The organism is Bradyrhizobium manausense, from assembly GCF_018131105.1.
In the GTDB taxonomy this organism is placed as follows: Bacteria; Pseudomonadota; Alphaproteobacteria; order Rhizobiales; family Xanthobacteraceae; genus Bradyrhizobium; species Bradyrhizobium manausense_B.
The window spans coordinates 2,897,245-2,920,001 of the sequence record NZ_JAFCJI010000001.1; the positions used below are offsets into that span (position 1 = coordinate 2,897,245).

Annotated in this window: 20 protein-coding genes and 1 tRNA gene; 5 read left to right on the forward strand and 16 right to left on the reverse strand. The window is 64.1% G+C overall.

The genetic code is table 11. The features are described from left to right. Positions 1-41 precede the first annotated feature (41 nt). Positions 42-209, forward strand: a complete 168-nt coding sequence (locus JQ631_RS13810) for a hypothetical protein (protein ID WP_212328665.1) — start codon at positions 42-44, stop codon at positions 207-209. Positions 210-288: 79 nt separating this feature from the next. Here JQ631_RS13810 and JQ631_RS13815 read toward each other — a convergent pair whose 3' ends face one another. Together JQ631_RS13815 and JQ631_RS13820 are read right to left on the reverse strand one after the other, a co-directional pair. Further along, positions 289-966, reverse strand: coding sequence for a ParA family protein (locus JQ631_RS13815; RefSeq protein WP_038948136.1), 678 nt, complete (start codon positions 964-966; stop codon positions 289-291). A gap of 398 nt (positions 967-1,364) precedes the next feature. Continuing rightward, entirely contained in the window at positions 1,365-1,721 is a 357-nt protein-coding gene (locus JQ631_RS13820) for a hypothetical protein (RefSeq protein WP_212326900.1), read from the reverse strand. Positions 1,722-2,090: 369 nt separating this feature from the next. Between JQ631_RS13820 and JQ631_RS13825 the strand changes: the two genes are divergently transcribed. The 3 genes from JQ631_RS13825 to JQ631_RS13835 are packed head-to-tail and all read left to right on the forward strand — an operon-like array spanning position 2,091 to position 5,133. Next, positions 2,091-3,257, forward strand: coding sequence for a CaiB/BaiF CoA transferase family protein (locus JQ631_RS13825; RefSeq protein ID WP_212326902.1), 1,167 nt, complete (start codon positions 2,091-2,093; stop codon positions 3,255-3,257). Between the two features lie 2 nt (positions 3,258-3,259). Then, complete coding sequence (locus tag JQ631_RS13830; protein ID WP_212326904.1) at positions 3,260-4,183, forward strand: HpcH/HpaI aldolase/citrate lyase family protein; 924 nt, start codon at positions 3,260-3,262, stop codon at positions 4,181-4,183. Between the two features lie 5 nt (positions 4,184-4,188). Further along, entirely contained in the window at positions 4,189-5,133 is a 945-nt protein-coding gene (locus JQ631_RS13835; protein WP_212326906.1) for an AEC family transporter, read from the forward strand. 24 nt (positions 5,134-5,157) lie between these two features. On the opposite strand, the gene tenA is transcribed toward JQ631_RS13835, so the two are convergent. The 5 genes from tenA to JQ631_RS13860 form a co-directional block, all read right to left on the reverse strand. Continuing rightward, positions 5,158-5,832, reverse strand: a complete 675-nt coding sequence (gene tenA, locus JQ631_RS13840; protein ID WP_212326908.1) for a thiaminase II — start codon at positions 5,830-5,832, stop codon at positions 5,158-5,160. A 209-nt stretch (positions 5,833-6,041) separates the two neighbouring features. Further along, on the reverse strand, positions 6,042-7,073 hold the full coding sequence (locus JQ631_RS13845; RefSeq protein ID WP_212326910.1) for an ABC transporter substrate-binding protein: 1,032 nt from the start codon (positions 7,071-7,073) through the stop codon (positions 6,042-6,044). Between the two features lie 797 nt (positions 7,074-7,870). Then, positions 7,871-8,341, reverse strand: a complete 471-nt coding sequence (locus JQ631_RS13850; protein ID WP_212326912.1) for a CC0125/CC1285 family lipoprotein — start codon at positions 8,339-8,341, stop codon at positions 7,871-7,873. A 308-nt stretch (positions 8,342-8,649) separates the two neighbouring features. After that, a tRNA-His gene (locus JQ631_RS13855) sits at positions 8,650-8,726 on the reverse strand. Between the two features lie 314 nt (positions 8,727-9,040). Then, complete coding sequence (locus JQ631_RS13860; protein WP_212326914.1) at positions 9,041-9,475, reverse strand: phasin; 435 nt, start codon at positions 9,473-9,475, stop codon at positions 9,041-9,043. 534 nt (positions 9,476-10,009) lie between these two features. Between JQ631_RS13860 and JQ631_RS13865 the strand changes: the two genes are divergently transcribed. Beyond that, positions 10,010-13,450, forward strand: a complete 3,441-nt coding sequence (locus JQ631_RS13865; RefSeq protein WP_212326916.1) for a PAS domain-containing sensor histidine kinase — start codon at positions 10,010-10,012, stop codon at positions 13,448-13,450. Positions 13,451-13,466: 16 nt separating this feature from the next. Here the strand turns inward: JQ631_RS13865 and JQ631_RS13870 are convergent, their stop codons facing one another. The 9 genes from JQ631_RS13870 to JQ631_RS13910 all read right to left on the reverse strand — a co-directional run bounded on the left by JQ631_RS13870 (position 13,467) and on the right by JQ631_RS13910 (position 22,617). Further along, entirely contained in the window at positions 13,467-13,700 is a 234-nt protein-coding gene (locus tag JQ631_RS13870) for a DUF1127 domain-containing protein (protein ID WP_212326918.1), read from the reverse strand. Between the two features lie 124 nt (positions 13,701-13,824). Further along, entirely contained in the window at positions 13,825-15,384 is a 1,560-nt protein-coding gene (locus JQ631_RS13875) for an FAD-dependent oxidoreductase (RefSeq protein WP_212326919.1), read from the reverse strand. 293 nt (positions 15,385-15,677) lie between these two features. Continuing rightward, complete coding sequence (locus JQ631_RS13880) at positions 15,678-16,850, reverse strand: thiolase family protein (protein ID WP_212326920.1); 1,173 nt, start codon at positions 16,848-16,850, stop codon at positions 15,678-15,680. A 297-nt stretch (positions 16,851-17,147) separates the two neighbouring features. Then, positions 17,148-18,737: a phosphoglycerate dehydrogenase gene (serA, locus tag JQ631_RS13885; protein WP_212326921.1), complete on the reverse strand. Its 1,590-nt coding sequence runs from the start codon at positions 18,735-18,737 to the stop codon at positions 17,148-17,150. 117 nt (positions 18,738-18,854) lie between these two features. After that, positions 18,855-20,027: a phosphoserine transaminase gene (locus JQ631_RS13890; protein WP_212326922.1), complete on the reverse strand. Its 1,173-nt coding sequence runs from the start codon at positions 20,025-20,027 to the stop codon at positions 18,855-18,857. Positions 20,028-20,106: 79 nt separating this feature from the next. After that, on the reverse strand, positions 20,107-20,313 hold the full coding sequence (locus JQ631_RS13895; protein ID WP_212326923.1) for a hypothetical protein: 207 nt from the start codon (positions 20,311-20,313) through the stop codon (positions 20,107-20,109). A gap of 256 nt (positions 20,314-20,569) precedes the next feature. Then, positions 20,570-21,034: a GNAT family N-acetyltransferase gene (locus JQ631_RS13900; RefSeq protein ID WP_212326924.1), complete on the reverse strand. Its 465-nt coding sequence runs from the start codon at positions 21,032-21,034 to the stop codon at positions 20,570-20,572. A gap of 30 nt (positions 21,035-21,064) precedes the next feature. After that, positions 21,065-21,655 carry a glutathione S-transferase family protein gene (locus JQ631_RS13905; RefSeq protein WP_212326926.1) on the reverse strand — a complete coding sequence of 197 codons (591 nt, stop codon included), beginning with the start codon at positions 21,653-21,655 and terminating at the stop codon, positions 21,065-21,067. A gap of 74 nt (positions 21,656-21,729) precedes the next feature. Further along, on the reverse strand, positions 21,730-22,617 hold the full coding sequence (locus JQ631_RS13910) for an outer membrane protein (protein ID WP_212326928.1): 888 nt from the start codon (positions 22,615-22,617) through the stop codon (positions 21,730-21,732). Positions 22,618-22,757: the final 140 nt, after the last annotated feature.

A 22,757-nucleotide genomic window follows, 5' to 3' on the forward strand; every position in this document is an offset into this window, starting at 1 on the left:
TATCGTTCGTCCCCATAAGCGAAGAAATCGCGGGGGCGATCTTGAACAATCAGAACGATTTGGCGCCGTATTACGGCGCCGCGCAGGGCTTTGACGACACCGAGCAGCAGGGCTTTTCCACGGCGGACATCATCTGGGCCGTCGGCATCTGGTCGGTGATCCTGACGCTGTCGCCGGTCATCGTGTTCTACATGCTGATGGTGGCCTGACGCATTTCCACCGGATCCCGGAAACGCAAAACGCGCGGGACACCGCGCGTTTGTCGTCCGGGGAAATGATTGATGAAAATTATGCCGCCTGCTTGTGCATTGCGCCGGATGCCGACGCCGTGCCGCGAATAGCCTTCACTGAACGCTCGATCGCCGCCCACAGCCTTGCAATTTCCTGAGCAGCACGGCTCTCGGCCTGATACTCACGCGCGCCTTCGCCGTGGCTGAGTGCCATCAACAAATCGGAACGATTGGTAATCTGACCGCCCCACACCGGAGCGCGGAACTTGGCCAGCGCCTCGCGGGCGATGGTGACGATCGGGCTTTCGGCTTCGTCGCGCTTGGCCGGTGCACCGTTGAGCACGACCGCGTAGGGCTTGCGCGCCGCGCGGCACATCTGAATGGTTTCCTGCACGGCGTTGACGTCGAACACGCCGGGACGTGCGGGAATGACCACCATGGTGGCATTCTTGATGGCGTCGTCGACGACGGCCGACAGGTTCGGCGGCGTGTCGATCAGCACCCACTCGTAACCGTCGCGCCTGGCAGCGGAGACGATGCCGCTGACCGAGTTCACCGCCGCCTTGATCGGCGGCTCGTTGGTGCCACGCAGCTTGTGCCACAGCGTGAGCGAGCCTTGCGGATCCGCATCCACAAGCATCACTTGCTTGCTCGCCTTGATCTGCGCAGCAAGATGTGCGGCCAGGGTACTCTTGCCCGAGCCGCCTTTACGCGATGCAAAAACAATAACGTTCATACCTCTGGCCTCCAGATTGACCCCAGGCCGCGAAAATGAATCACCACGCTGATTCGTGAAAGAAAAATTTATCAACGGTTGCGCCGTCGCCACGAAATAACAGGGCGGACTGGCTTTTGAGTCACACTGCCTTGCGCAATGACAGACATGAACCGTCATGAACGGCTGTCTACGCGGGCTTTTTCAATCAATCCTTCGGAAAAAGCGGGAGGACAACCTCGCCGCGCAAATCCTCGCGGCGGCCCGGTCACCAGGCACGAGCGCAATTGCTGCAAGCCGGCGCCAGGGTGGCGCGAACAAAACGAGTCCGGCGGCTGTCGCGAGGCTGGTGCCCCCTGAGTCATTTTGACGCGAGGGCTCGACAAGGTTTCAAGACGGGAACGTGGGATGCGGGCAGCCTAGCCGTCCTCGGCCTTTTTCTTCTTGGTCGCCTTCGCCTTGCTGGTCTTCTTCGTCGCCTTCGGCGCGATGTTGGTCGGCTTGCCGGCGCGCCGCGCGGCCGCCTCGCCGGGCTCCGGCCCGCGGCGGAAGAACGCGGCGCATTGCGGCGACAGCTGCGACTTCTTCTGGATCATGCAGGCGGTGATGGCATCGACATTCGGGACGAAGTCGCCGCACAGCCGCATCGCATCCGGCGTGCAGGCCTGCTGCTGCTCGGGCGTGTAGGCAAGGCCGGTGCCGGGCTGGACCAGAACGGCGAGCGCGAGCGAAAGGCCTGCAGCAGCCAAGGATGTGGTGACGCGAGATACCGGCATCGATCCCCCCAAGTGTCTATTCGGGCGAGAGTGTGGGTGAACCGGCGTTCGTTGGCAACGAGGGCCAAGGCGAAACCCGACGGCTGTGCGGTCTCGGCAACAGGGAGGGCGGCCGCCATGACGGCGGGGCGGGACGGCATCCCCGACCCAAAAACACGAAAACAACCCCATGCACAGTAGCGAACTCATGGCCAGGCCGCAGCCAGGTCGCGGCAGTCGCCCGCGCGATCCGAATATTAGGATTTAGCGAAATCAGATTTGACTCGTCGGGCAAAACAGGGGCATCATGTCAGCATCAAGGACGCGTGGGGTGGTCGGCTGGTCTGCTGCGCCGGGTCGGGAAGCGTCGGCGCAAGTGGAGGCGATCGCATGGAGGAGAACGGAGCGGAGCTGCCGCTGTCGGGAGTGACGGTGGTCTCGCTCGAGCAGGCGATCGCGGCGCCTCTCGCCAGCCGGCATCTTGCCGACTGGGGCGCCCGGGTCATCAAGATCGAGCGGCCGGGCCCCGGCGATTTCTGCCGGGACTACGACCACGTGATGAACGGCATGTCGAGCCAGTTCGTCTGGACCAACCGGTCGAAGGAGAGCCTCGCCATCGACATCAAGAGCGAGGCGGGCCGCAAGGCGCTCGACGCACTGCTGCCGCGGGCCGACGTGTTCATCCAGAACCTGGCGCCCGGCGCGGCGGAGCGGCTCGGTCTCGATGCCGCCGCCCTGCTGCGCAAATACCCCAAAATCATCGCCTGCGACGTCTCGGGCTATGGCAGCGGCGGCCCCTACAGCGACAAGAAGGCCTACGATCTGCTGGTGCAATGCGAGGCCGGCGTCCTCGCCGTGAACGGCACCGAGGCGGAGCCCGCCAAGGTCGGGCTGTCCGTGGTCGACATCGCCACCGGCATGTACATTCTCAATGGCGTGCTGATGGCGCTCTATCGCCGCGAGCGCACCGGCAAGGGTACCGCATTCCAGGCATCGCTGTTCGATTCCATCACCGACTGGATGAGCTATCCCGCCTTCTACACGCGCAGCACCGGACGGCTGCTGCCGCGAACCGGCGCAAGGCACGCCACGATTGCGCCTTATGGTCCGTTCCGCGTCGGTGACGGCAGCACGATCTTCTTCGGCATCCAGAACGACCGGGAATGGCGCGCGCTGTGCGGGACCGTGCTCGGCGATGACGCCCTCGCCGACCATCCGAGCTTCCGCACCAACCCGCTGCGCATGCAGAACCGCGACGAACTCCAGATCCTCATCGAGCAGCGCTTTGCCGCCCTGACCGGCGACGAGGTGCTGCGGCTGCTCGATACGGCGTCGATCGCCAACGCGCATCTGAATTCGGTCGAGGCGTTCCTCGCGCACGAACAGCTCCACGCGCGTTCCCGCGTGCAGACCGTCGGCTCGCCCAGCGGGCCGCTGATGAGCTTCCTGCCCGCCCTCACCATTCCCGGCCTCACCCCGAGGATGGATCCCGTTCCCGATGTCGGGCAGCACAACGACGCCATCCTCGCCGAACTCGGCCTGACGAAGGAGAGCTAGCCATGGTCCGTGGCCGACCGACGCGGGCTTATCTGGCCGTTCCCGCGCATCGCTCCCGGCTGGTCGAGAAGGCGGCCGTCTCGATGGCGGACGCGGTGTTCATGGATCTCGAGGACGCCGTGCCGCCCTCCGAGAAGCTTGCCGCGCTGGAAGAAGCGGTGCGATCGCTGTCCACGCTCGATTGGGGCACGAAGATCGTTGCCGTCAGGCTCAATGCCATCGACAGCCCCTTCATCGATCGGGAAATCCGTGCGCTCGCGCCGCTTGCGAGACTCGATGCGGTGATCGTGCCGAAGGCGGAGCGCGCGAGCGATATCGCAGCGATTGCCGATCGGCTGCTTGCCGCCGGCCCCGATCGCCCGGCGCCGGTCGCGCTGGAATTGCTGATCGAGACGGCGCTGGGGCTCGTCAATGTCGACGCGCTGGCCGCATCGCATGACAGCGTCAGCGCGCTTCATCTCGGTGTCGGCGATTTCGCGGCCTCGATCGGGGCGCGCTGCTCCGATATCGGCATCTCGCCGGAGGGCTACCGTCAGACGGAAACGGCGCAGAGCGGCTACGCCTCCGCGCCGCTCGACCTGTTCGCCTATCCGATGATGCGCGTGCTGGTGGCGGCGCGCGCTTTCGGCCTGCGCGCCGTCGATGGTCCCTGCGGCGCGTTCCGCGATGCCAGATTGACCGAAAGCACCGCGCAGAAGGCCGCCGCGATGGGCTTCGACGGCAAGCAGGTCATTCATCCCGACCAGATCGAACCGACGCTGCGTGCGTTCATTCCATCCGGCGACGAGCTGGCCCAGGCGCGGCGCATCCTGGAGGCGATGGAGCAGGCCGAAGCGCAGGGACAGGGGGCGGTGACGCTGGACGGCAAGATGATCGATTATGCCAATGTGCGCATGGCGCGCCGGATCATCGAGCTGGGGTCTTAGCGCGCATGACGACCATCCTGATCGTCGCGCCGGTGTTTGCGTTGATCGCGGCCGGCTATGCCTCGGTGCTGTTTCGCTTCGTCTCCGAGGCCGCGCACAAGGGCATCTCCGAATTCGCCTTCAGCATCGCGATCCCCGCACTGCTGTTTCGCACCATCGTCGTGTCGGAATTCCCCGACGTCAGCCCCTACCGGATGTGGGGCGCCTATTACGGCGCGCTGGCGCTGACCTGGATCGCGGCGCTGGCGATCTCGAAATTGCTGCGCGAACGGCGCGAGGACCGCGAGGACGGAGTCGTGTTCGCGATCGGCTCAGTCTACGGCAACATCGTGATGCTCGGCATTCCCCTGGTGCTCTCGGCGCTGGGCAACGAGGCCGCGGGACCGATGTCGCTGATCCTGTCGGTGAACACGCCGCTGCTGTGGCTCTGCGGCATCCTGCAGATGGAGCTCGTCAGCCGCAAGCGAACGGGCTCGGTGCTGTCGGTCATCCGCCCGGTGCTCGCGGATCTCGTGCGCAATCCGCTGATGCTGGGAATCGGCTTCGGCGTCATCTGGCGCTTCACCGGTCTCGGCCTCAACCCCGTCGTCGACAAGACCGTCGAGCTGCTCGCGCAGGCGGGATCACCGGCCGCGCTGATCGCGCTCGGCATCAATTTGTTTCGTTTCGAGGTGAAGGGCGAGATGCCGAGCGTCGTCGTGATGAGCGCGCTCAAGCTGCTGGCCATGCCGGCCATCGCGTATCTGCTCGCAAGACTGCTGGGCCTGCCGCCGGTCGCCGCCGGCGTCATCGTGCTCTTCGCGGCGATGCCGACCGGCGCCAATGCCTACATCTTCGCTGCGCAGTATCAGCGGCTGGTGAACCCGGTGTCGGGCGCAGTGGCGCTGGGGACGCTGCTCGCAGCGGTGACGTTGCCGGTGGTGGTGATGGTGGTGGCGGGGGCGAGGTAGGGCGGCTGACGATTGCCGAAGCCGCTATTCGACACGCCGGCCGACGCGCCAGCCCATCTCCCAGAAATCTGCCTCGAGCCGGGTGGCTTCCCTGAAGATCGCAATCAGCTCGGCCTCGCGAGCCGGCGTGGCGTAGAGATCGGCGAGATGGTCCAGGTGCGCCTGCGCTTTGGCAGCGACCTCCTGATACGGCGCGCCGGCGTACTCGGCGATCCAGACGCGATAGGCATTCGTCGCAGCGTCGGCACCGGGCCGCGAGGCAAGCCGCGTTGCGATCTCCGCGTAGCCGATCACGCAAGGCGCAAGCGCCACCTTGAGCGCCAGCAGATCGCCGCGCATCCCTGTGTCGAGCACGTAGCGTGTATAGGCCAGCATCTCGGCCGCCGGAGGGGCTTGCTCAAGATCGGCCGGGGATAGACCCCAACCGGCGCAGAGTTTTACATGCAGGTCCATCTCGACATAGAGGATGGCCGACAGGCCGGCCGCCGCCTCACGCATGTCGGCAAGCCTGGGCGACTTGTAGACCGCGAGCGCGTAGGCGCGCGCAAACTCGATGAGGAACAGGTAATCCTGAACCAGGTAGTGACGAAACGCCGCTTCGGGGAGCGAGCCGTCTGCCAATCCGTTCGTGAAGGGATGTTCGGTGTAGGCCCGCCACTCAGCGGATGCTGCTGTCTTGAGACGCGCGAAGAAACTCACGATCTGTTCCGCCTGGCTTGCTGGTCCATGAACGCCTTTGGTTCGGTACCGATAGCGTATTGCGAACCGGGGAGCTACGGTGACGGGGCATAAATTGCGGACAGAGTCCTCACCGTGTCGAGAGTCTGGTGCACTGCGACCGCAATTCGCTTCATCGAACTGGAGGCACAGGCGGGATCGCCGGCTTCCGACCGGCAGCGTGCATCGGCTCATTCAATCACTTCGTTCGCGCGAACCATGATGGATTGAGGAACGTTGATGCCGAGCACCTTCGCCGTCTTCAGGTTGATCGCCAGCTCGAACTTGGTCGGCTCCCTCAAAGGCAAATCTGCAGGCTTAGCACCGCGCAATAGCTTGTCGATATACTCCGCTGTATCTCCGACGATACTACCTACATCCAGGCCGTAAGTAAGAAGAACACCTGCTCTCGCAAAGTCCGTATTGTCTGAAATTGTCGGTACGCGGTATTGCCTCGCGACGTCCGCAATCCGCTCCCGGTTCTTGAAGGTATAAGGCGTTGAAAAGATATAGGCCGCATCGAAGCCATCAGTGGCAAGCCGCGCAAATATCCTGTCAAGGTCCTGCACATCCGCAGGATCGGGATAAAATACTTGCGACGCAAAGCCGATCTTTTGTCCGGCGGTGGCTATGTCGCTTTCGATCAGCACCGGGTCATTCGAGCCGATCCCTTTGTACAAGATGATTGCCACGCGCGAAAACCGGGGCAGAATATCCTTCAAAAGCTCCATGCGCTTGGCCGTGAGATCAAAGATCATCGGCTCCACGCCCGTGATGTTGGCATTAGGGTGCGCAAGATCATTGACGATATGGTTGCGCAACGCATTTGCACCAGCGGTGACGATGGGGATCGTCGCTGTCGCTTCCTTGAGTGCGCGGACAGTCGGGGTACTTGCTCCTAACAGCACATCGGGCCGTCGCGCGACGAGCTCACCTGCCAGCGCGGACGCCCGTTCAAGGTGCCCTCCAGCGCTGACGCAATCCACCACGAGATTTTGCCCCTCCACCCAGCCGCGATCAGCCAGTCCATGAAGCATCGCTCCCCAGTAAGCTGGTGCATCCTTGGTAGGGCAGATCACTCCCGCCAAAATACCGAGGCGTTTGGGGAGCGCGGAATTTTCCCCTGATGCGGCGCCCGCGAATAGAGCCAGAACGAGGGCAGCGAACGACACCACCCGTCTCACGGCGGTGAAGACATCGTTCTTCGATTTTGGAATGTTCATGCCCCATCCCTCTCGGCTGAGACAGTATCTCTTTTCGATGCTGTATTCGACTTGGCCTTTGGTCTTCTCGCAGTTGCGTTGACAGCCGCTCAGACGCTCTTTTCAGAGTCGTTGCTTTGTGGTTTAACGCTGGCGCTATTACAACCATGTCAAAAGAATGCATTTCAAGGGACACCGATGAGAACTTTCCTTTCGGCCGCCACTCTTGCTGTTACAGTTGTTCTTGCTACTCCGATTTATGCCCAAAACTGTCACCACGATCCGGTCTGCCAAGCCAAGCGCGACGGCGTGAGCGTCGCTGAATCCAAGCGGCGCGATCGTTGTATGGGAGGCCTGCCCGCGGACCAGCATCCCGACAGAGCAGCAAAGTGCGGTATCCAGATTCGAAGGTAGGCAGATCAGTGGAACGTCTCGTGAAGATCAACCTAGCCGGAGCATGGGTTCTGTTACTTTTCGTGACATTCAACTCTGCATTCGCCGCGCAACGTAGCTCGGGCAAACCGAGCGCCTGCACGCTTTCGCAGTGCCTCCTGGTACAGACCAAGTATCGCGGCTACTCGATCGAACAGGCGCGCAAATGGTGTCCCGCCAATCTGAATACGAATGGTTGCGTCAAATAGAAAACGCCCCCCTGCACAATCAGTGGCTCGTGCTATTAGTGCGAGCTGCTCGCGCCAGCGACGGCCAACAGCCAATTGGAGTTACAGGGACAGCGCACTAGATTAGCCTTAACCAGCGTTGGCGCGCGCCCCAGCAAAATCGGAAGCTTCGTACACCTTGGCCGCAATCCTCACAGATCACTTCGGCCGCTCCACACGAGAGCCGACGAATTGCATGATCTCTGCTGCTGAATAGACGCCCTGGGGCGCGGGGCCGGGCGGCAATTTCAGGACCTTTATGTAGACATCCTGGCCCGGCTTGATCACGGTATCGACGCTGCCCGGTGTGGTGGTCGTGAGAGCTTGATTGCCGACGAACGTCGTCGAGCTCGTGCCGGGCGTCACAATGGTGGACGACCGGCTCGCATCGGCTGCGCTGATGATCTGAAAGTGCGACCCGCCTGCGGCCTGCGTCGTTTCCGCGGCCTTGAGCAGCACATAGTCCTGCACCGTGGAAGAATTTGTATAGGAATTGCCCCGCGCTTGAATGCGCCAGGTGTCGGCCGTCACCTGTTGCGCAGCAACTCCCCCAGTAAATCCCATCTCCTGATATTTTGTGCCACAGCCCACTACTGCGAGGCACACCCCGACGATCGCAATCCAACGCATCCGAATCTTCCCCCAATCAAATGACCCAAGCGCAACCAGGGGAAGGGATCAATCCGACGTTCGCCGAATTCGGCGGGACAATACGATCACGCGCCCGATGTCGCACGCATGGCGCGCTGCGCGAAGCGCGGATCAACACGCGGCGTCAAGCTCGACGAATATGTCGATAGCCAAGCAACCTAGCCGTTGCATTCGAGCACCATCTGGAGATCGGGAGCGCGCTGCTCATCGTCAAGCCAACATGAGCAGCGATGCCCAGATGCAGAGAATCACGCTCATTGCGATATCGTTCGGACTATCGGAAGCGCTGGTACAGTTGGGTGGGCTCGAACCACCGACCTCCTGTTCCACAGACAGGCGCTCTAACCAACTGAGCTACAACTGCATCCTTGCGAGCCGCCTTGGGGGCGCCTTGAGAGGGCCTGATACCGAGGGGGCTGGACGGGGCGGAAACTAGGTGCAACGGGCGTTTTTGGCAAGGCCGCAAAACCCGTTATTTGCCTCTCTTCAGCGCGATAAATCTGCGGATTTGGTTGGGGTGTTCGGGATTTACCTTGTGGACCTGATCCCCTCACCCGGATCGGTCCGACGATGCTTCGCATCGCCGGGGCGATCCGGACCTCTCCCTGTGGGAGAGGTGAAAAAAACCCGGGCCGCGAGGGCCCGGGTTTCCTGATTTCGTCGATCCGCCGTTTTGAATCAGGCCGCGGGCTTGGCGAACTTGGCGGCGGAGGCCTTGATCGGCTCGGCGGTCTCGGCGGCGACGCGCTGCGTCAGCTCGACGAGCTCCTTGGCCTGGGCCTGGAAGGTCTCGAGCTGGGTGCGGGCGTGGCCGGTCCAGAGCTGGAAGGCGTCGGTCGGCGACTTGGTGCCGAGCAGCTCCTGGGCGAAGTCCAGGTGAGCCGTGGTGTTGGCCTTGGCGAATTCCATCAGCTTGGCGGTGTACTCGCTCGCGCCCTTGGAGGCGGAGGCGAACACGGCCTCGACGGTGCCGTTGTGGCTTTCGGCGGCGTCCTTGAACTTGGCGTAGTTCTCGCGGGCCTGCGAAACGCCCTTCTCGGCGAACGCACGCATCTGCTCGGGAACCTCGAACGGGATGATCGAGGCAGAAAACGGATCAGTCGCACCTGTCATGGTTGGTCCCTCTCGATAATGAAAAAATGGAGTGAGCCTTCTGGCGCGCCCGCCGGCCAACCGGGGCCGTTTCTTGTTACGAATGGCGGGTACGAAAGACTGGAAACGCAAAGCACGAGATGGCTCGTCCAGCGTCCAGTAGTATCGCTGCCTAACATGTCAACATTGTGCAACGCAAACGTGATTTGGGGTGCGTTGCGATAATTTAATCCTGAGGGTGAGGCTCCCCGGTGGGGGGAACCGGGGGTTGAGGTGCGTGCGTCATTTCCTGGGGGGGGGGGCGATGGAGAGCTGCGAAATGCACCGCTCTATCCGGCTGACTTCCCCCGTCTCCGGCCCCGAGCGAATCCTGCGGATGCCGCGACCGCGCTGCTTGCGGGGGCGGCTGGATTAAGGTTATCGCGGCTTTAGGACGTCCCCCGTAGACCGGGACGTGGACCTGCCCGCGGCCACGGGCGATACTAACCCTTTCTTAAGGCTGTCATTCCGGCAGCCCCTGAAATGACGCGTGAGCGCGAGAACCAAGCCGGTCGGATGACGAATTCGGATTTCCAGTTGCGAGGCGTCGGCGATCCGCGGCTGTCCGTGCATGCGACCTCACCCCTGCCGGCCTGGCTCTGGTCGCTCGACGGCACGCGCGTGCTGTGGGCCAACGCGGTCGGCGCGAAATTCTTCGGCGCGGCCAATGCGGCAGCGCTCGGGGACAAGAGTTTCGGACCGTCCGACACCCATCGCCGCCAGATCGTCCGGCTCGCCCGCCAGTTGCCGGCAAGCGGCGCGGTGAGGCTCGAGCGGCTGCGCGGCTTCGGCGCCGGGCTCGGCACGCTGATGACCTGCGCCTGCGCGCGGCTGGACTTTGCCGACGGCAGCTCCGGCGTGCTCGTCACCGCGATGAATGCGGGCGCGCCGAACATGCCGCTGGTCGAGCGGCTGCATCGTCTCGTCGACGGCGCGGCCATGCCGATGGCGGCGTTCGCGCCTGACGGCATGTTCGCCGGCGCGAGCGAAGCCGCACGCGCCCTGCTCGGCTTTCGCGATCTCGGCGACGCCGGCCTCGAACAGGCACGCAGCGATGCGCTGGCGAACGGTCGCGTCGAGATGCCGATCGGCATCGGCAAGATGGTGCTGCAGCGGGTCGGCACCGGGGCCGATGTCGGTCTCGTCGCGCTGATCGAGCCTGCGGTGGCGGATGCGGAGCCGGTGGCTGAGAGCGCGGCGGAGGCTGCGGCTGACGTGGTGCATGATGTGGTGCAGCCCCCTGCCCCCGAAACACCCAATGAACCCCCGCAACATGTGGTCGAGACGCCGCCGGCGAATGAGCCCGACGCCGGTATCGTGATGTTCGATCCATTCGCTGAACCGGACGAGACGCCTGCGTCGGCCGATGCGATCGCCGACACGACGGATGCGGCACCGGAAACAGTTGAAAACCCGGCCGCAGCCATTGTGCCGCCGCAAGCCGCGCCGATCACGGCCGACATGGTCGAGCCGTCTGGACACGCGGGATCGCGGTCCGCACACGCGGAGTCGCGGTCCGCACACGTTGAGACACCGCGCCAGCATCCGCTGCGTTTCCTGTGGCAGATGGATGCGGAGGGACGCTTCGTGCTGGCGTCCAGCGAGTTCACCCGCCTGATGGGCACGCACACCGCGGCCGGTTTCGGCCGGCCCTGGCATGAGATCGCCGACGAATTCGCGCTCGACCCCGAAGGACGCGTCGCGCAGGCGCTGGCGAGCCACGACACCTGGGCCGGCATCACCGTGAACTGGCCGGCCGATGGCGGCGAGCATCTGCCGGTCGAGCTCGCCGGCCTGCCGGTCTACGACCGCGAGCGCAACTTCGCCGGCTTCAAGGGTTTTGGCGTGTGCCGCGATCTCGACGGGCTCAACCGGCTCGATGCGCTCCGCCGCTATGAAGCGTTCAGCGAGCCGCGCGCAGCACAGCGCCTGTCGGCCGATGTGGTCGAGCCTGATCCCGAACCGGAGGCCAAGCCTAAGGGAGAGGCAGAGGCTCCGCCTCCGCCGATCGAGCCGCCGCCTGAGCCTGAACCGCCCGCTGCCATCGAACCCGAACCGCCCGCAATCTTCATCGAAGCGAATTCACACCCAACCGATCCGGAAACGCCAGTGGAAACGCCTCCGAATGTCGTGCCGTTCCGCGCACCCGGTGATCCCAGATCGCCTGGCGATCAGAGAGCCCCGACGCTGACGCCGGTCGAGAACAGCGCGTTCAACGAGCTCGCGCGGCAACTCTCCGAGCGGCTCGAACGCGAGCGCGAACAGATCGCATCGGATGCGGTTGAACCGCCGGCGGACGAGATCGCGCCTGAAGCGGAGATGCCGCCCGAGCCCTCGCTATCAGAGCCAATGACATCGGAGCCCGAGGCACAGCCCACCGCGGCCGAATGGCTGACCGAGCCGGCACCGCCGCCGCGCGGCGATGCCCTGCGCGACCGCACGCTGCTCGATCTGGTGCCATCAGGCATCCTGATCTACCGGCTCGACCGGTTGCTCTACGCCAATTCGGCGTTCCTCACCCGCATGGGCTACGCCAACCTCGCCGCGCTGGAAGAAGCCGGCGGGCTGGACGCGCTCTATGTCGAGCCCGGCGTGTCCGCCGCCAGCAGCACGTCGCAATCAGGCACGCCGGTGACGATCAGCGCGACGGTTGCGAACGGCGTGCAGCCGCTCGCGACCACCGAAGCGCATCTGCACACGATCGACTGGAACGGCGAGAGCGCGCATGCGCTGATCTGCGCGCTGCCGCAAGCGGCACCTGTGATCGTCGCGCCGGCCATCGCCGTGCCGCAGCCGGTGGTGGTGTTCCCCGATCTGCCGGAGCCCGAAGCCGAGCTCGAGGCCGGCGATGCCGACGCCGAAGATCTCGCCGCGATCCTCGACACCACGGCCGAGGGCATCGTGATGTTCGACGCCGAAGGCAACATCCACGCCTGCAACCGCAGCGCGGAAGCGCTGTTCGGCTATGACGGCGAGACGCTGATGCAGCAGACCCTGCTGACGCTGTTCGCGCCCGAGAGCCAGCAGATCGTCGTCGACTATCACGAAAGCATCAAGAGCGGGGATATCGCGAGCCTGCTCGATCACGGCCGCGAGGTGCTGGGCCGCGAGAAGAACGGCGGCGTGCTGCCGCTCGCCATGATCATGGGCCGCACACGGCCCGACGGTCCGAACTTCTTCGCCGTGTTCCGCGATCTCTCGCACGCGAAGAAAGGCGAGAGCGAGCTGACGCAGGCGCGACGCCTGGTCGACGGCGCCGCCAACGCCAAGGCCGACATGCTGGCGCGGATCAGCCACGAGATCCGCACGCCGCTCAACGCCATCATCGGCTTTGCCGAGGTGATGATCTCCGAGCGTTTCGGCACGCTCGGCAACGAGCGCTACGGCGAATACATGAAGGACATCCGCGCCTCCGGCGAGCGCGTGATCACCATCATCGACGATCTCCTTGAGCTGTCGCGGATCGAGACCGGCAAGCTCGATCTGAATTTCGCCAACCTCAACCTCAACGACCTCGTCGAGGCCTGCGTCACCGTGATGCAGCCGCAGGCCAACCGCGAGCGCATCATCATCCGCACCTCGCTGGCGCATGCGCTGCCACAGGTGACGGCCGATGCGCGCGCGCTGCGGCAGGTGACGATGAATTTGATCTCGAACTCGATCCGGCTGGCCAGCGCCGGCGGCCAGGTCATCGTCTCGACCGCACTGTCCGACCGCGGCGAGATATGCCTGCGCATCCGCGACACCGGCCAGGGCCTCAGCGAACAGGAAGTCGCCGCCGCCATGGAGCCGTTCCGCACGCCGCCGCCCGGCGACGCTTCGGACAGCTCCGCGCTGAGCCTGTCGCTGACCAGGGCGCTGGTCGAAGCCAACCGCGCCCAGTTCAACATCAAGAGCGCCGGCAGCTCGGGCACGCTGATCGAAGTGACCTTCGCGCCCGTCGTGGCGCGGGCGTGAAGACTGCCCGCGTCACCTAGCGGATTGGACGCGGGTCGAGGCCCGGATGCGCGGCGATATAGTCGATCTCGCCGCGCGTGGTGCCGATATCCATCAGCTCCCTGTCACTGAGATTGCTCAGGTCGGCGCGCAGCCTCCCGCGGCGGCGCCATTGCTGGAACGCGCGCCAATACTGCCTGAAGCCATGGGAGACGTACCGCCTTCTCGTAGCGGTCCATCGCAGTCCGGTTGCACCATAGGTTATGCTCATCACAGCATCTCCCGCGGGTGTTTCTTTTCATCGGCTGAATGTGTCAGGCCGCGCGAGAAATGCTCGACATCCGGTTGACCTGCGCATCGTAACGCGGCCGCGGCGTCGCCCTGTGTGAACGGCTTCACATGCCCTGCGTGGTTTTTCCGTGGCCGGGTTCGCCGAACCATCGCGCGGCGGCGCGAGCGAGCTCATCGATCTCGAGGACGCCATCGCTGGCCCACGCGACAAAACCGTCGGGGCGAACGAGCACGGCGCTCAGGCCCAGCCGATCCCTCGGCTCGCTGGGGACATAGACGATCCGATCACTCCAACGGCCTGCGAGCACCCGAAGCGACGCGCGCGCGTCGAAATCCAGCAAGATGCCTTTCCCCGACCTCAAGCGTTCGCCGATCGTCGCGCCGTCAGAGAGCTCGAATTCGGGAACAGAGCGGCCGACCAGCGGATGGCTGCCGCCGAGATCGTAGCGGAGCGAGGTGCCGCGAACACGCTCGGCGAAATAGGTCGCGCCATCGCGGGTCGCGATGAGATCGCGGATGATGGCCTGGAGCGCGCGGCTGCCCGGCTCCGGTCGCATGATTGCGATTTGCGCGCGCGACCAGTCGAGGATTTGTGCGCCGACGGGACGCCGCTCGTGCGAATAGCTGTCGAGCAGATCTGCGGGCGCGTCGCCGCGGATTGTCGCGGCGAGCTTCCAGCCGAGGTTCATGGCATCGCCGAGACCGAGATTGAGGCCCTGCCCGCCCAGCGGCGAATGGGTGTGCGCGGCATCGCCTGCGAGCAGCACGCGTCCGTTGCGATAGGCCGTCACCTGGCGGGCGCGGTCCGTCCAGGTGGCGGCAAGCCGAAGCGTCGTGACGGTGACGTCTGTGCAAGAGACATGACGCAACACTTTCTGCACATGCTCACGCGTGATCGGCGTGGAGCGGTGGAATACGCCACCGTCGAAATCGACCATCGCGACCGTGCCCGGCTGCGCATAAGTGTACATGCCCGTCGGCGTGTAGTTGCGGCCGGGGCTGAGCTTGTCCGGATCGGCCAGCTCGACCTCGATGGAATAGCCGGTGAACTCGGGGTCAGTGCCGACGAAGTCGAAGCCGCAGCTCTTGCGCACCGTGCTGCGGCCGCCGTCGCAACCGACAAGCCAGCGTCCGCGAAAGGTTTCGCCCGCGGCTTGCACCGCTACATCGTCGCTCGAGGGAGCTATGTCAGTGACGCCAAAGCCGTGCCTGATGTCGACGCCCAGGCTGTTTGCGCGCGCAGCCAACACGGCTTCGAGCGTCTCCATGTCGACCGCGACATTGGCCTTCGCCGGCGTCGGCAAGCGCCACGGCCATTGCGTGGCATCGACGTCGTCCTGATAGAACTGGATGCCGGCGAAATGACCTGCGGGCCGTCGCGCCTGCTGCATCCAATGCGCGGCAGTCTTGATCGCGCCCGAGCGTGCGCGCTGTGCGGCCAAGATATCTTCCAGGAGGCCGCGCCGGTGAAAGGCCTCAGTTGTCGGAATCGACAGGCCGCGCAGGCCGAATGGCAGCTGCTTCAGCGCCGCATGCGGGCTTTGCGCTTGCTCCAGCACCAGCACCGAGAGACCGGCGCGCCGCAGCTCGCAGGCGAGAAACAGGCCGACGGGGCCCGCGCCGGCAATGACAACGTCGTAGATATCAGTGGATTGGGTTTGCATGAGACGCTCCTGTGGTCGATGTTCGACCGGAGCGTTCCCTGAAGCCTCGAGAATCACACGGACGAACGATTGAGCGCCTGCGTGGCGCCCGATGTTCGTCGCGGGGATCTCGTGCACAAGGCCAAAGACCAGAGCTTCCGTTACCAGAAGGACTTGGGCTTACCAGACCAAGTCTGCCTTTTCCGACGGGGCCTCTATAGTTTCGTCGTGACGGATGCGCAACAAAAAAGGCACGGCGCTTGCGGCGCCGTGCCTTTCACATTCAACTGGTCTTGGATCCAAATAGTCCTGGATCAGCTGTAGATCTCGAACAGGCCCGCGCCGCCCTGGCCGCCGCCGATGCACATGGTCACGACACCCCACTTGGCCTTGCGGCGGGCGCCTTCCTGCAGCAAATGGCCAGTGAGACGGGCGCCGGTCATGCCGAAGGGATGGCCGATCGCGATCGAGCCGCCATTGACGTTATACTTGGCGGGATCGATGCCGAGCTTGTCGCGCGAGTAGAGGCACTGGCTGGCGAAGGCCTCGTTGAGCTCCCAGAGATCGATGTCGTCGATCTTCAGGCCGTGGCGCTTCAAGAGCTTCGGCACGGCGAAGATCGGGCCGATGCCCATCTCGTCCGGCTCGCAGCCCGCGGCTGCCCAGGCGACGAAGCGGCCGAGCGGCTTGAGGCCGCGCTTCTCGGCATCCTTGGCTTCCATCAGCACCACGGCGGCAGCACCGTCGGAGAGCTGGCTGGCATTGCCGGCGGTGACGAACTTGCCGGGACCCTTGACCGGCTCGAGTTTTGCCAATCCTTCCATCGTCGTCTCGGGGCGATTGCACTCGTCCCGGTCGACGACGTAGTCGACGATCGACTCCGCCTTGGTCGCCTTGTCGACAACCTTCATCCTGGTCTTCATCGGGACGATTTCGTCCTTGAACTTGTTGGCCTGCTGGGCGGCCGCCATGCGGCGCTGCGACTCCAGCGAATATTCGTCCTGGTATTCGCGGCTGAGCTTGTAGCGCTCCGCAACGATGTCGGCGGTGTCGATCATCGCCATGAAGATGTCGGGCGCGGTCTTGAGCAGCTCGGGATCAACAGTCTCCTTCGGCGTGCCGCCACCCGGCATCGAGATGCTCTCGACGCCGCCGGCGACGATGCAGTCGGCGCCATCCGAGCGGATCGAGTTCGCGGCCATCGCGATGGTCTGCAGGCCCGAGGAGCAGAAGCGGTTCACCGAGACGCCGCCGGTCGACTTCGGCAGGCCTGCGAGCAGCGCGGCCTGGCGGCCGATGTTCGGCGCGCCATGGGCGCAATTGCCCAGATAGCAATCCTCGACATAGTCCTTGTCGAAGCCGGCGCGGTCGACCGCGTGATGGATGGCGTGCGCGGCAAGCGACATCGGCGGCGTGATGTTGAACCCGCCGCGGCCGGACTTGGCCAGGCCCGTGCGCGCGTAGGAAACGATGACGGCTTCACGCATTTGTTTTCTCCCTTTTAGCTTTGGTACGGAGGCGTCCTGGACGCCATTGGTACACAAAGTTTGGGGATCGCGGGAGACATAAAGCGCGTCGCTGCATCAACAAAAACGCCGCCCCTCGCGAGAAGGGCGGCGTTGTTCCGCATGTCGGAATATATGATGGCCGTCATTCCGCGGCGCGCACGCCGCTCTGTCTACTCGTCATGCCTGGGCTTGACCCGGGCATCCACGTCTTGACGCAAGGAAGTTCGTGGATGGCCGGGACAAGCCCGGCCATGACGGCACGTAGCGAGCGCGCGATCAGAACGTCAGCGCCTTGACCTGCTTGACCTGCGGCAGGGCCTGCACCTTGGCGAGCAGGTCGGCCGGCACCGCGCCGTCGACCTCGATCAGCGCGATGGCATCGGAGCCCGGCGCGACGCGGCCGAGATGGAAGGTCGCGATGTTGATCTTGGCGTCGCCGAGCAGGCTCGCGAACTTGCCGATGAAGCCGGGCTTATCCTCGTTGGTCACGTAGATCATCGACTTGCCGAACTCGGCATCGACGCGGATGCCCTTGATGTCGACGAGGCGCGGCTTGCCATCGGCATAGACGGTACCCGAGACCGATCGCTCCTGCCGCTCGGTGGTCACAGTGACGGTGATCAGGCTCTCATAGTCGCTCTGCGCGGCGCGGACGATCTCGTCCACCACCATACCACGCTCCTTGGCGACGACGGGCGCCGACACCACGTTGACCTCGCCCAGCATCGGCCGCAGCAGGCCCGACAGCACCGCCGAGGTGATCGCCTTGATCTTCATCTCGGCGACATGGCCCTCATAGGTGATCTCGACCTTGAGAATGCCGGACTCAGTGAGTTGGCCGGCGAACGAGCCGAGCTTCTCGGCAAGCGCGATGAAGGGCTTCAGCTTCGGCGCTTCTTCCGCGGTGATCGAGGGGAAGTTGACGGCGTTCGAGATCGCGCCGGTCAACAGATAGTCCGACATCTGCTCGGCGACCTGGAGCGCGACGTTCTCCTGCGCTTCCGTGGTGGAGGCGCCGAGATGCGGCGTGCAGATCACGTTGGGATGGCCGAACAGCACGTTGGCACTCGCGGGCTCCTCGACGAACACGTCGAAGGCGGCGCCCGCAATGTGCTTGGAATTGAGCGCATCGACCACGGCCTGCTCGTCGACGAGACCGCCGCGGGCGCAGTTGATCAGGCGCACACCCTTCTTCATCTTGGCGATCGCTGATGCGTCGATGATGTTCCTGGTCTTCTCGGTCAGCGGCGTGTGCAGCGTGATGAAGTCGGCGCGCTTGAGCAGGTCATCCAGATCGACCTTCTCGACGCCGATGTCCTTGGCGCGCTCCGGCGACAGGAACGGGTCGAACGCAACCACCTTCATGCGCAGGCCGAGCGCGCGGTCGGCGACGATCGAGCCGATGTTGCCGCAGCCGACCACGCCGAGCACCTTGCCGGTGATCTCGACGCCCATGAAGCGGTTCTTCTCCCACTTGCCGGCCTGGGTCGAGGCGTCCGCCTGCGGGATCTCGCGGGCCAGCGCCAGCATGAGCGTAATCGCATGCTCGGCGGTCGTGATCGAATTGCCGAACGGCGTGTTCATCACGATGATGCCCTTGGCGGTTGCCGCGGGGATCTCGACGTTGTCGACGCCGATGCCGGCGCGGCCGATCACCTTGAGGTTGGTGGCCTTCTCCAGGATCTTGGCGGTCGCCTTCGTGGCGGAGCGGATCGCGAGGCCGTCGTAATTGCCGATGATCTCGGCGAGCTTGTCCTTGTCCTTGCCGAGGTTGGGCTGGAAGTCGACCTCGACGCCGCGATCCCTGAAGATCTGCACGGCAGCGGGCGAGAGCGCGTCGGAAATGAGAACTTTGGGCTTGGTCATGGGAATGATCCTCTACCTTCCCTGATGGAAGGGATGATGTTCGACCGGAATAGGGTGATGCCTGGAAGCGACTTCTGCCTCTCCCCGTCAGAGCGGGGAGAGGCGAAGAACGAGAACTTACGCTGCTTTCGCCAGAGCGGCCTTGGTCTCGGCGAAGGCCCAGTCGATCCACTGCGTCAGCAGCTCGACGTCCCTGGCCTCGACGGTGGCGCCGCACCAGATGCGCAGGCCAGCCGGCGCATCGCGATAGTACGCGAAGTCATAGCCGGCGCCTTCCTTCTCGACGAGGGCGACCAGCTTCTTGGAGAAGTCGGCCTGTGCGTCGTCGGAGAGCGAAGTGATCGCGGGATCGGTGAACTTCAGGCACACCGAGGTGTTGGAGCGGATCGCGGCATCCTTGGCCAGGAAGTCGATCCAGGGCGTCTTCGCCTTCCAGTCGGCGAGCACCTTGGTGTTGGCGTCGGCGCGGCCGATCAGCGCCTTGAGGCCGCCGATCGATTTGGCCCAGTTCAGCGCATCGAGATAGTCCTCGACGCACAGCATCGACGGCGTGTTGATGGTCTCACCGACGAAGATGCCTTCGTTGATCTTGCCGCCCTTGGTCATGCGGAAGATCTTCGGCAGCGGCCACGCCGGCTTGTAGGTCTCGAGCCGCTCCACCGCGCGGGGCGACAGGATCAGCATGCCGTGTGCGGCTTCGCCGCCGAGCGCCTTCTGCCAGGAGAAGGTGACGACATCGAGCTTGGCCCAGTCGAGGTCTTGCGCGAACGCGGCCGAGGTGGCGTCGCAAATGGTCAGGCCTTCGCGGGTCGCGCTGATCCAGTCAGCGTTCGGCACGCGGACACCCGACGTGGTGCCATTCCAGGTGAAGACGACGTCGCTCTTGGGATCGACCTTGGAGAGGTCGGGAATCTCACCGTATCCAGCATTGAGCTTGGTGACGTCCTTGAGCTTCAGTTCCTTGACGATGTCGCTGACCCAGCCCTCGCCGAAGGACTCCCAGGCGATCGTGGTGACGGGCCGCGCACCGAGCAGCGACCACAGCGCCATCTCGACCGCGCCGGTATCGGACGCGGGCACGATGCCGATGCGATAATCGGGCGGTACTTCAAGCACTTCGCGCGTCAGATCGATCGCGAGCTTGAGCTTGGTCTTGCCGACCTTCGCGCGATGCGAACGGCCGAGCGCTGCGTCCTTGAGATTTTGGGCGTTCCAGCCGGGGCGCTTGGCGCAGGGGCCGGAAGAGAAATGCGGCACGTTCGGCCGCGAAGCGGGCTTCGCTACAGTCATGATCTACCCTTCCAGATAGTAAGCCTCCCGTTGGGGGGAGGTGTCCCGCCGCGGCTGATACGGGAATCGGGAAGGGCAGTCAAGGAAGTTCAGGCGTCTCACGCTGGAGTGATGGTTCTTCCGGCGCGATACCGGGGGATACAACAGGCGCGAGCGCATTCAGCAAGTCCGTGGCCTCGCTGATCAATTGCGCGGCACGACGGCGGCTACCGACTTTCAAAATGCACTTGTCATTGGCCTGCACGACGTAATCGTTGCCGACCTTGATCATCGAATAGCTTGTCATTGAAATCCCCGAACCGACCGAGCCCGGTGTGAGATGCTCCCGTAGCACCGATCGTTCCGCGATCAACGTGAACGACGAGCGGGTAGTTTATCAGCTGTTAAGATGAACGAACGTGCGATCCGATTTCGCAGCATGCGCAACGGCTGCCGCCAGAGCCCCATTCCGATACAATCGGAACGGCGCTCCAGACTTTCGTAATGACGCGTTTTCTGTGCGCGAACCGGTATCCACTTCGCTCGAAAACGCTCCTGCTGCATCAAAAGCGCACGGTCATGCCGGCGTGGCTCAACGAAAATCCGAGACGCTTGTAGAAGCGCTGCGCGTCGACACGGCTCGAATGTGTCAGCAATTCGACCAGATTGCAGCCGCGCGCTTTCGCTTCCGTCATCGCCCATTGCACCAATTGCTCGCCGATGCCGCGGCTGCGGCAATCGGAAGCAACGCGGACATCTTCGAGCAGACCACGAATGCCGCCTTGCGAACTGATGCCTGCGAGCACCGCGAGTTGCAGGCAGCCGACCACCCTGCCCTCGCTTTCGGCGACGACAAGCGCGAGATTGGAATCGCGCTCGACGCGCTCGAACGCCTGGTAATAGACGGCCGGAAGCGGATCCTCGACGCGCTCGCGAGCGCGGCCGAGATGATCGTCGGCCAGCATCGCCACGATCGCGGGCACATCCTCGCGGCGCGCGCGACGGATGGAGACGGACTTATCGTTCATAGGGAAGCTCCAGAATTCGGCGCGAAGGACTCAGCGCGCCGGCGGCAGGCCGAGACAGGCCTCGGCTTCAGTGATCCAGCGGCGGATGGCGGCATGGCGGCCGAGATCGAAGCCGCCTTCATGTGCGAGACGCGTATAGGCGAGCAGCGAGACGTCGGCGAGCGAGACCGCATCACCCGCGAAGAAACGGCTCGCCGCCAGATGCTGCTCCATGCGGTCAAGCGCCGCACGGCCGCGCCTGACTTTATCAGGATCGAGCTCGGAGGCATTCTTGCCGAGATAGACCATCTGGAAACGGCACACCGCGACGTAGGGCTCGTGGCTGTACTGCTCCCAGAACAGCCATTCGTCCATCTTGGCGGCGGCGAAGGCGTCGCGCGGAATGAGGGCGCTGTCGCGGGCGAGATAACGGATGATGGCGTTGGATTGCGCGAGCGTGCGGCCGTCGTCGAAAGCAACGGTCGGCACCTGGCCGGCCCCGTTCATTTTCAGGAATTGCGGTGTGCGCGTCTCGCCCTTGCGCGTGTCGATCTCGATCCAGCGATAGGGCAATGCGAGATGATCGCAGACCCATTTCACCTTCAAACAATTGCCCGAATTGCTGTCGCCGTAGATCTGCATCGCTGCCGCCCCGTGTCGGGCGACACAGCATCAGGACGTCGCCGGCCTGTCAACCGCAGCACAGTGAAGCGGCGTCAGAACTTGTAGCCGACCCCGACGCGCGCATTATTCAGCGTCACCGAGGTGTTCATAACCGGGGAGAACTTCACGTATTCGTATTCCACGCGCGCGAACAGACCGTCCCAGATGCAGTATTCGAGGCCGAGACCGGCGGTCCAGCCCACCGCGAAGGTGTTGGTCCGGTGCTGGCCTTGCGTCCCGGACTGCGCCGGAACGGGTCCGTACGTTCCGATCGTGGTCGTGGTGTTGCCGAAGATATCCGTTGTCGTCACATCGGTGCGCAGCTGCACGTTGCTCGTTACCGTGCGGGTGACGTCCATCCGCCCGACGGCAGCGCCGAAGAACGCGTACGGCATGAAGGGACCGCCGTCCCAACCGACGCGACCACGCAACGTGGCCATGTCCTTGATCTGGGCCGTCGCGGTGCCGGTGAGCGACACGGCATAATTGTTGGTGATGCCGGCAGCCCGCGTCTCGCCTGGCGGGTTGACGATCACGAGCGAGTTGGAGCCGGTCGACCCCGACTTGAGGTTGTTGAAGTAGCTGTAGGTGCCTTCGAGACTGAGAATGGCATCGTACCATTGCCAATTGCGGCCGACGAACCCGCCGAAATTGGTGCTCTGCGTGTTGGCCTTTTGCAGCAGCGACCACGTCGCCGTCGGTCCCTGGAGCACGCTGTCGCGGAAGATGTAGTTGGTCAGGCCGACGACGCTCTGGCCAAAGTCGGTCGCGTCAGCCGTGTAGCCCGCGGTGCCGCCGAAATAGGTGCCATCCCAATTGTGGGCTGTCGTGGACAGGCCGTCGGTGAAGCTGCCGCGCAGGACGGGCAGATCCGGCATGTCGGCCGCGTGTGCGGCGGACACAGAGCCGAGCATCGCCGCCACCAACCAAAGCCTACGCATTGCAACGCTCCATCGAACTCTAACTGTCGAGCGTGATCATGGCTCGTTAACCTTAACCAATGGTTGCGTCTGGCGTTTTCGTCGCCGCTCGCCATGAAAAAAATGCAAAGCAAAACGGCGCGGGATGATCCCGCGCCGTT

Coding starts and splice junctions, on each gene's coding strand:
- JQ631_RS13865 (WP_212326916.1), top strand. CDS start 10,010: ATGACGAATTCGGATTTCCAGTTGCGAGGCGTCGGCGATCCGCGGCTG.
- JQ631_RS13890 (WP_212326922.1), bottom strand. CDS start 20,027: ATGACTGTAGCGAAGCCCGCTTCGCGGCCGAACGTGCCGCATTTCTCT.
- JQ631_RS13830 (WP_212326904.1), top strand. CDS start 3,260: ATGGTCCGTGGCCGACCGACGCGGGCTTATCTGGCCGTTCCCGCGCAT.
- JQ631_RS13870 (WP_212326918.1), bottom strand. CDS start 13,700: ATGAGCATAACCTATGGTGCAACCGGACTGCGATGGACCGCTACGAGA.
- JQ631_RS13900 (WP_212326924.1), bottom strand. CDS start 21,034: ATGAACGATAAGTCCGTCTCCATCCGTCGCGCGCGCCGCGAGGATGTG.
- JQ631_RS13910 (WP_212326928.1), bottom strand. CDS start 22,617: ATGCGTAGGCTTTGGTTGGTGGCGGCGATGCTCGGCTCTGTGTCCGCC.
- JQ631_RS13815 (WP_038948136.1), bottom strand. CDS start 966: ATGAACGTTATTGTTTTTGCATCGCGTAAAGGCGGCTCGGGCAAGAGT.
- JQ631_RS13905 (WP_212326926.1), bottom strand. CDS start 21,655: ATGCAGATCTACGGCGACAGCAATTCGGGCAATTGTTTGAAGGTGAAA.
- JQ631_RS13820 (WP_212326900.1), bottom strand. CDS start 1,721: ATGCCGGTATCTCGCGTCACCACATCCTTGGCTGCTGCAGGCCTTTCG.
- JQ631_RS13850 (WP_212326912.1), bottom strand. CDS start 8,341: ATGCGTTGGATTGCGATCGTCGGGGTGTGCCTCGCAGTAGTGGGCTGT.
- serA (WP_212326921.1), bottom strand. CDS start 18,737: ATGACCAAGCCCAAAGTTCTCATTTCCGACGCGCTCTCGCCCGCTGCC.
- JQ631_RS13880 (WP_212326920.1), bottom strand. CDS start 16,850: ATGCGTGAAGCCGTCATCGTTTCCTACGCGCGCACGGGCCTGGCCAAG.
- JQ631_RS13825 (WP_212326902.1), top strand. CDS start 2,091: ATGGAGGAGAACGGAGCGGAGCTGCCGCTGTCGGGAGTGACGGTGGTC.
- JQ631_RS13845 (WP_212326910.1), bottom strand. CDS start 7,073: ATGAACATTCCAAAATCGAAGAACGATGTCTTCACCGCCGTGAGACGG.
- JQ631_RS13895 (WP_212326923.1), bottom strand. CDS start 20,313: ATGACAAGCTATTCGATGATCAAGGTCGGCAACGATTACGTCGTGCAG.
- JQ631_RS13835 (WP_212326906.1), top strand. CDS start 4,189: ATGACGACCATCCTGATCGTCGCGCCGGTGTTTGCGTTGATCGCGGCC.
- JQ631_RS13875 (WP_212326919.1), bottom strand. CDS start 15,384: ATGCAAACCCAATCCACTGATATCTACGACGTTGTCATTGCCGGCGCG.
- JQ631_RS13860 (WP_212326914.1), bottom strand. CDS start 9,475: ATGACAGGTGCGACTGATCCGTTTTCTGCCTCGATCATCCCGTTCGAG.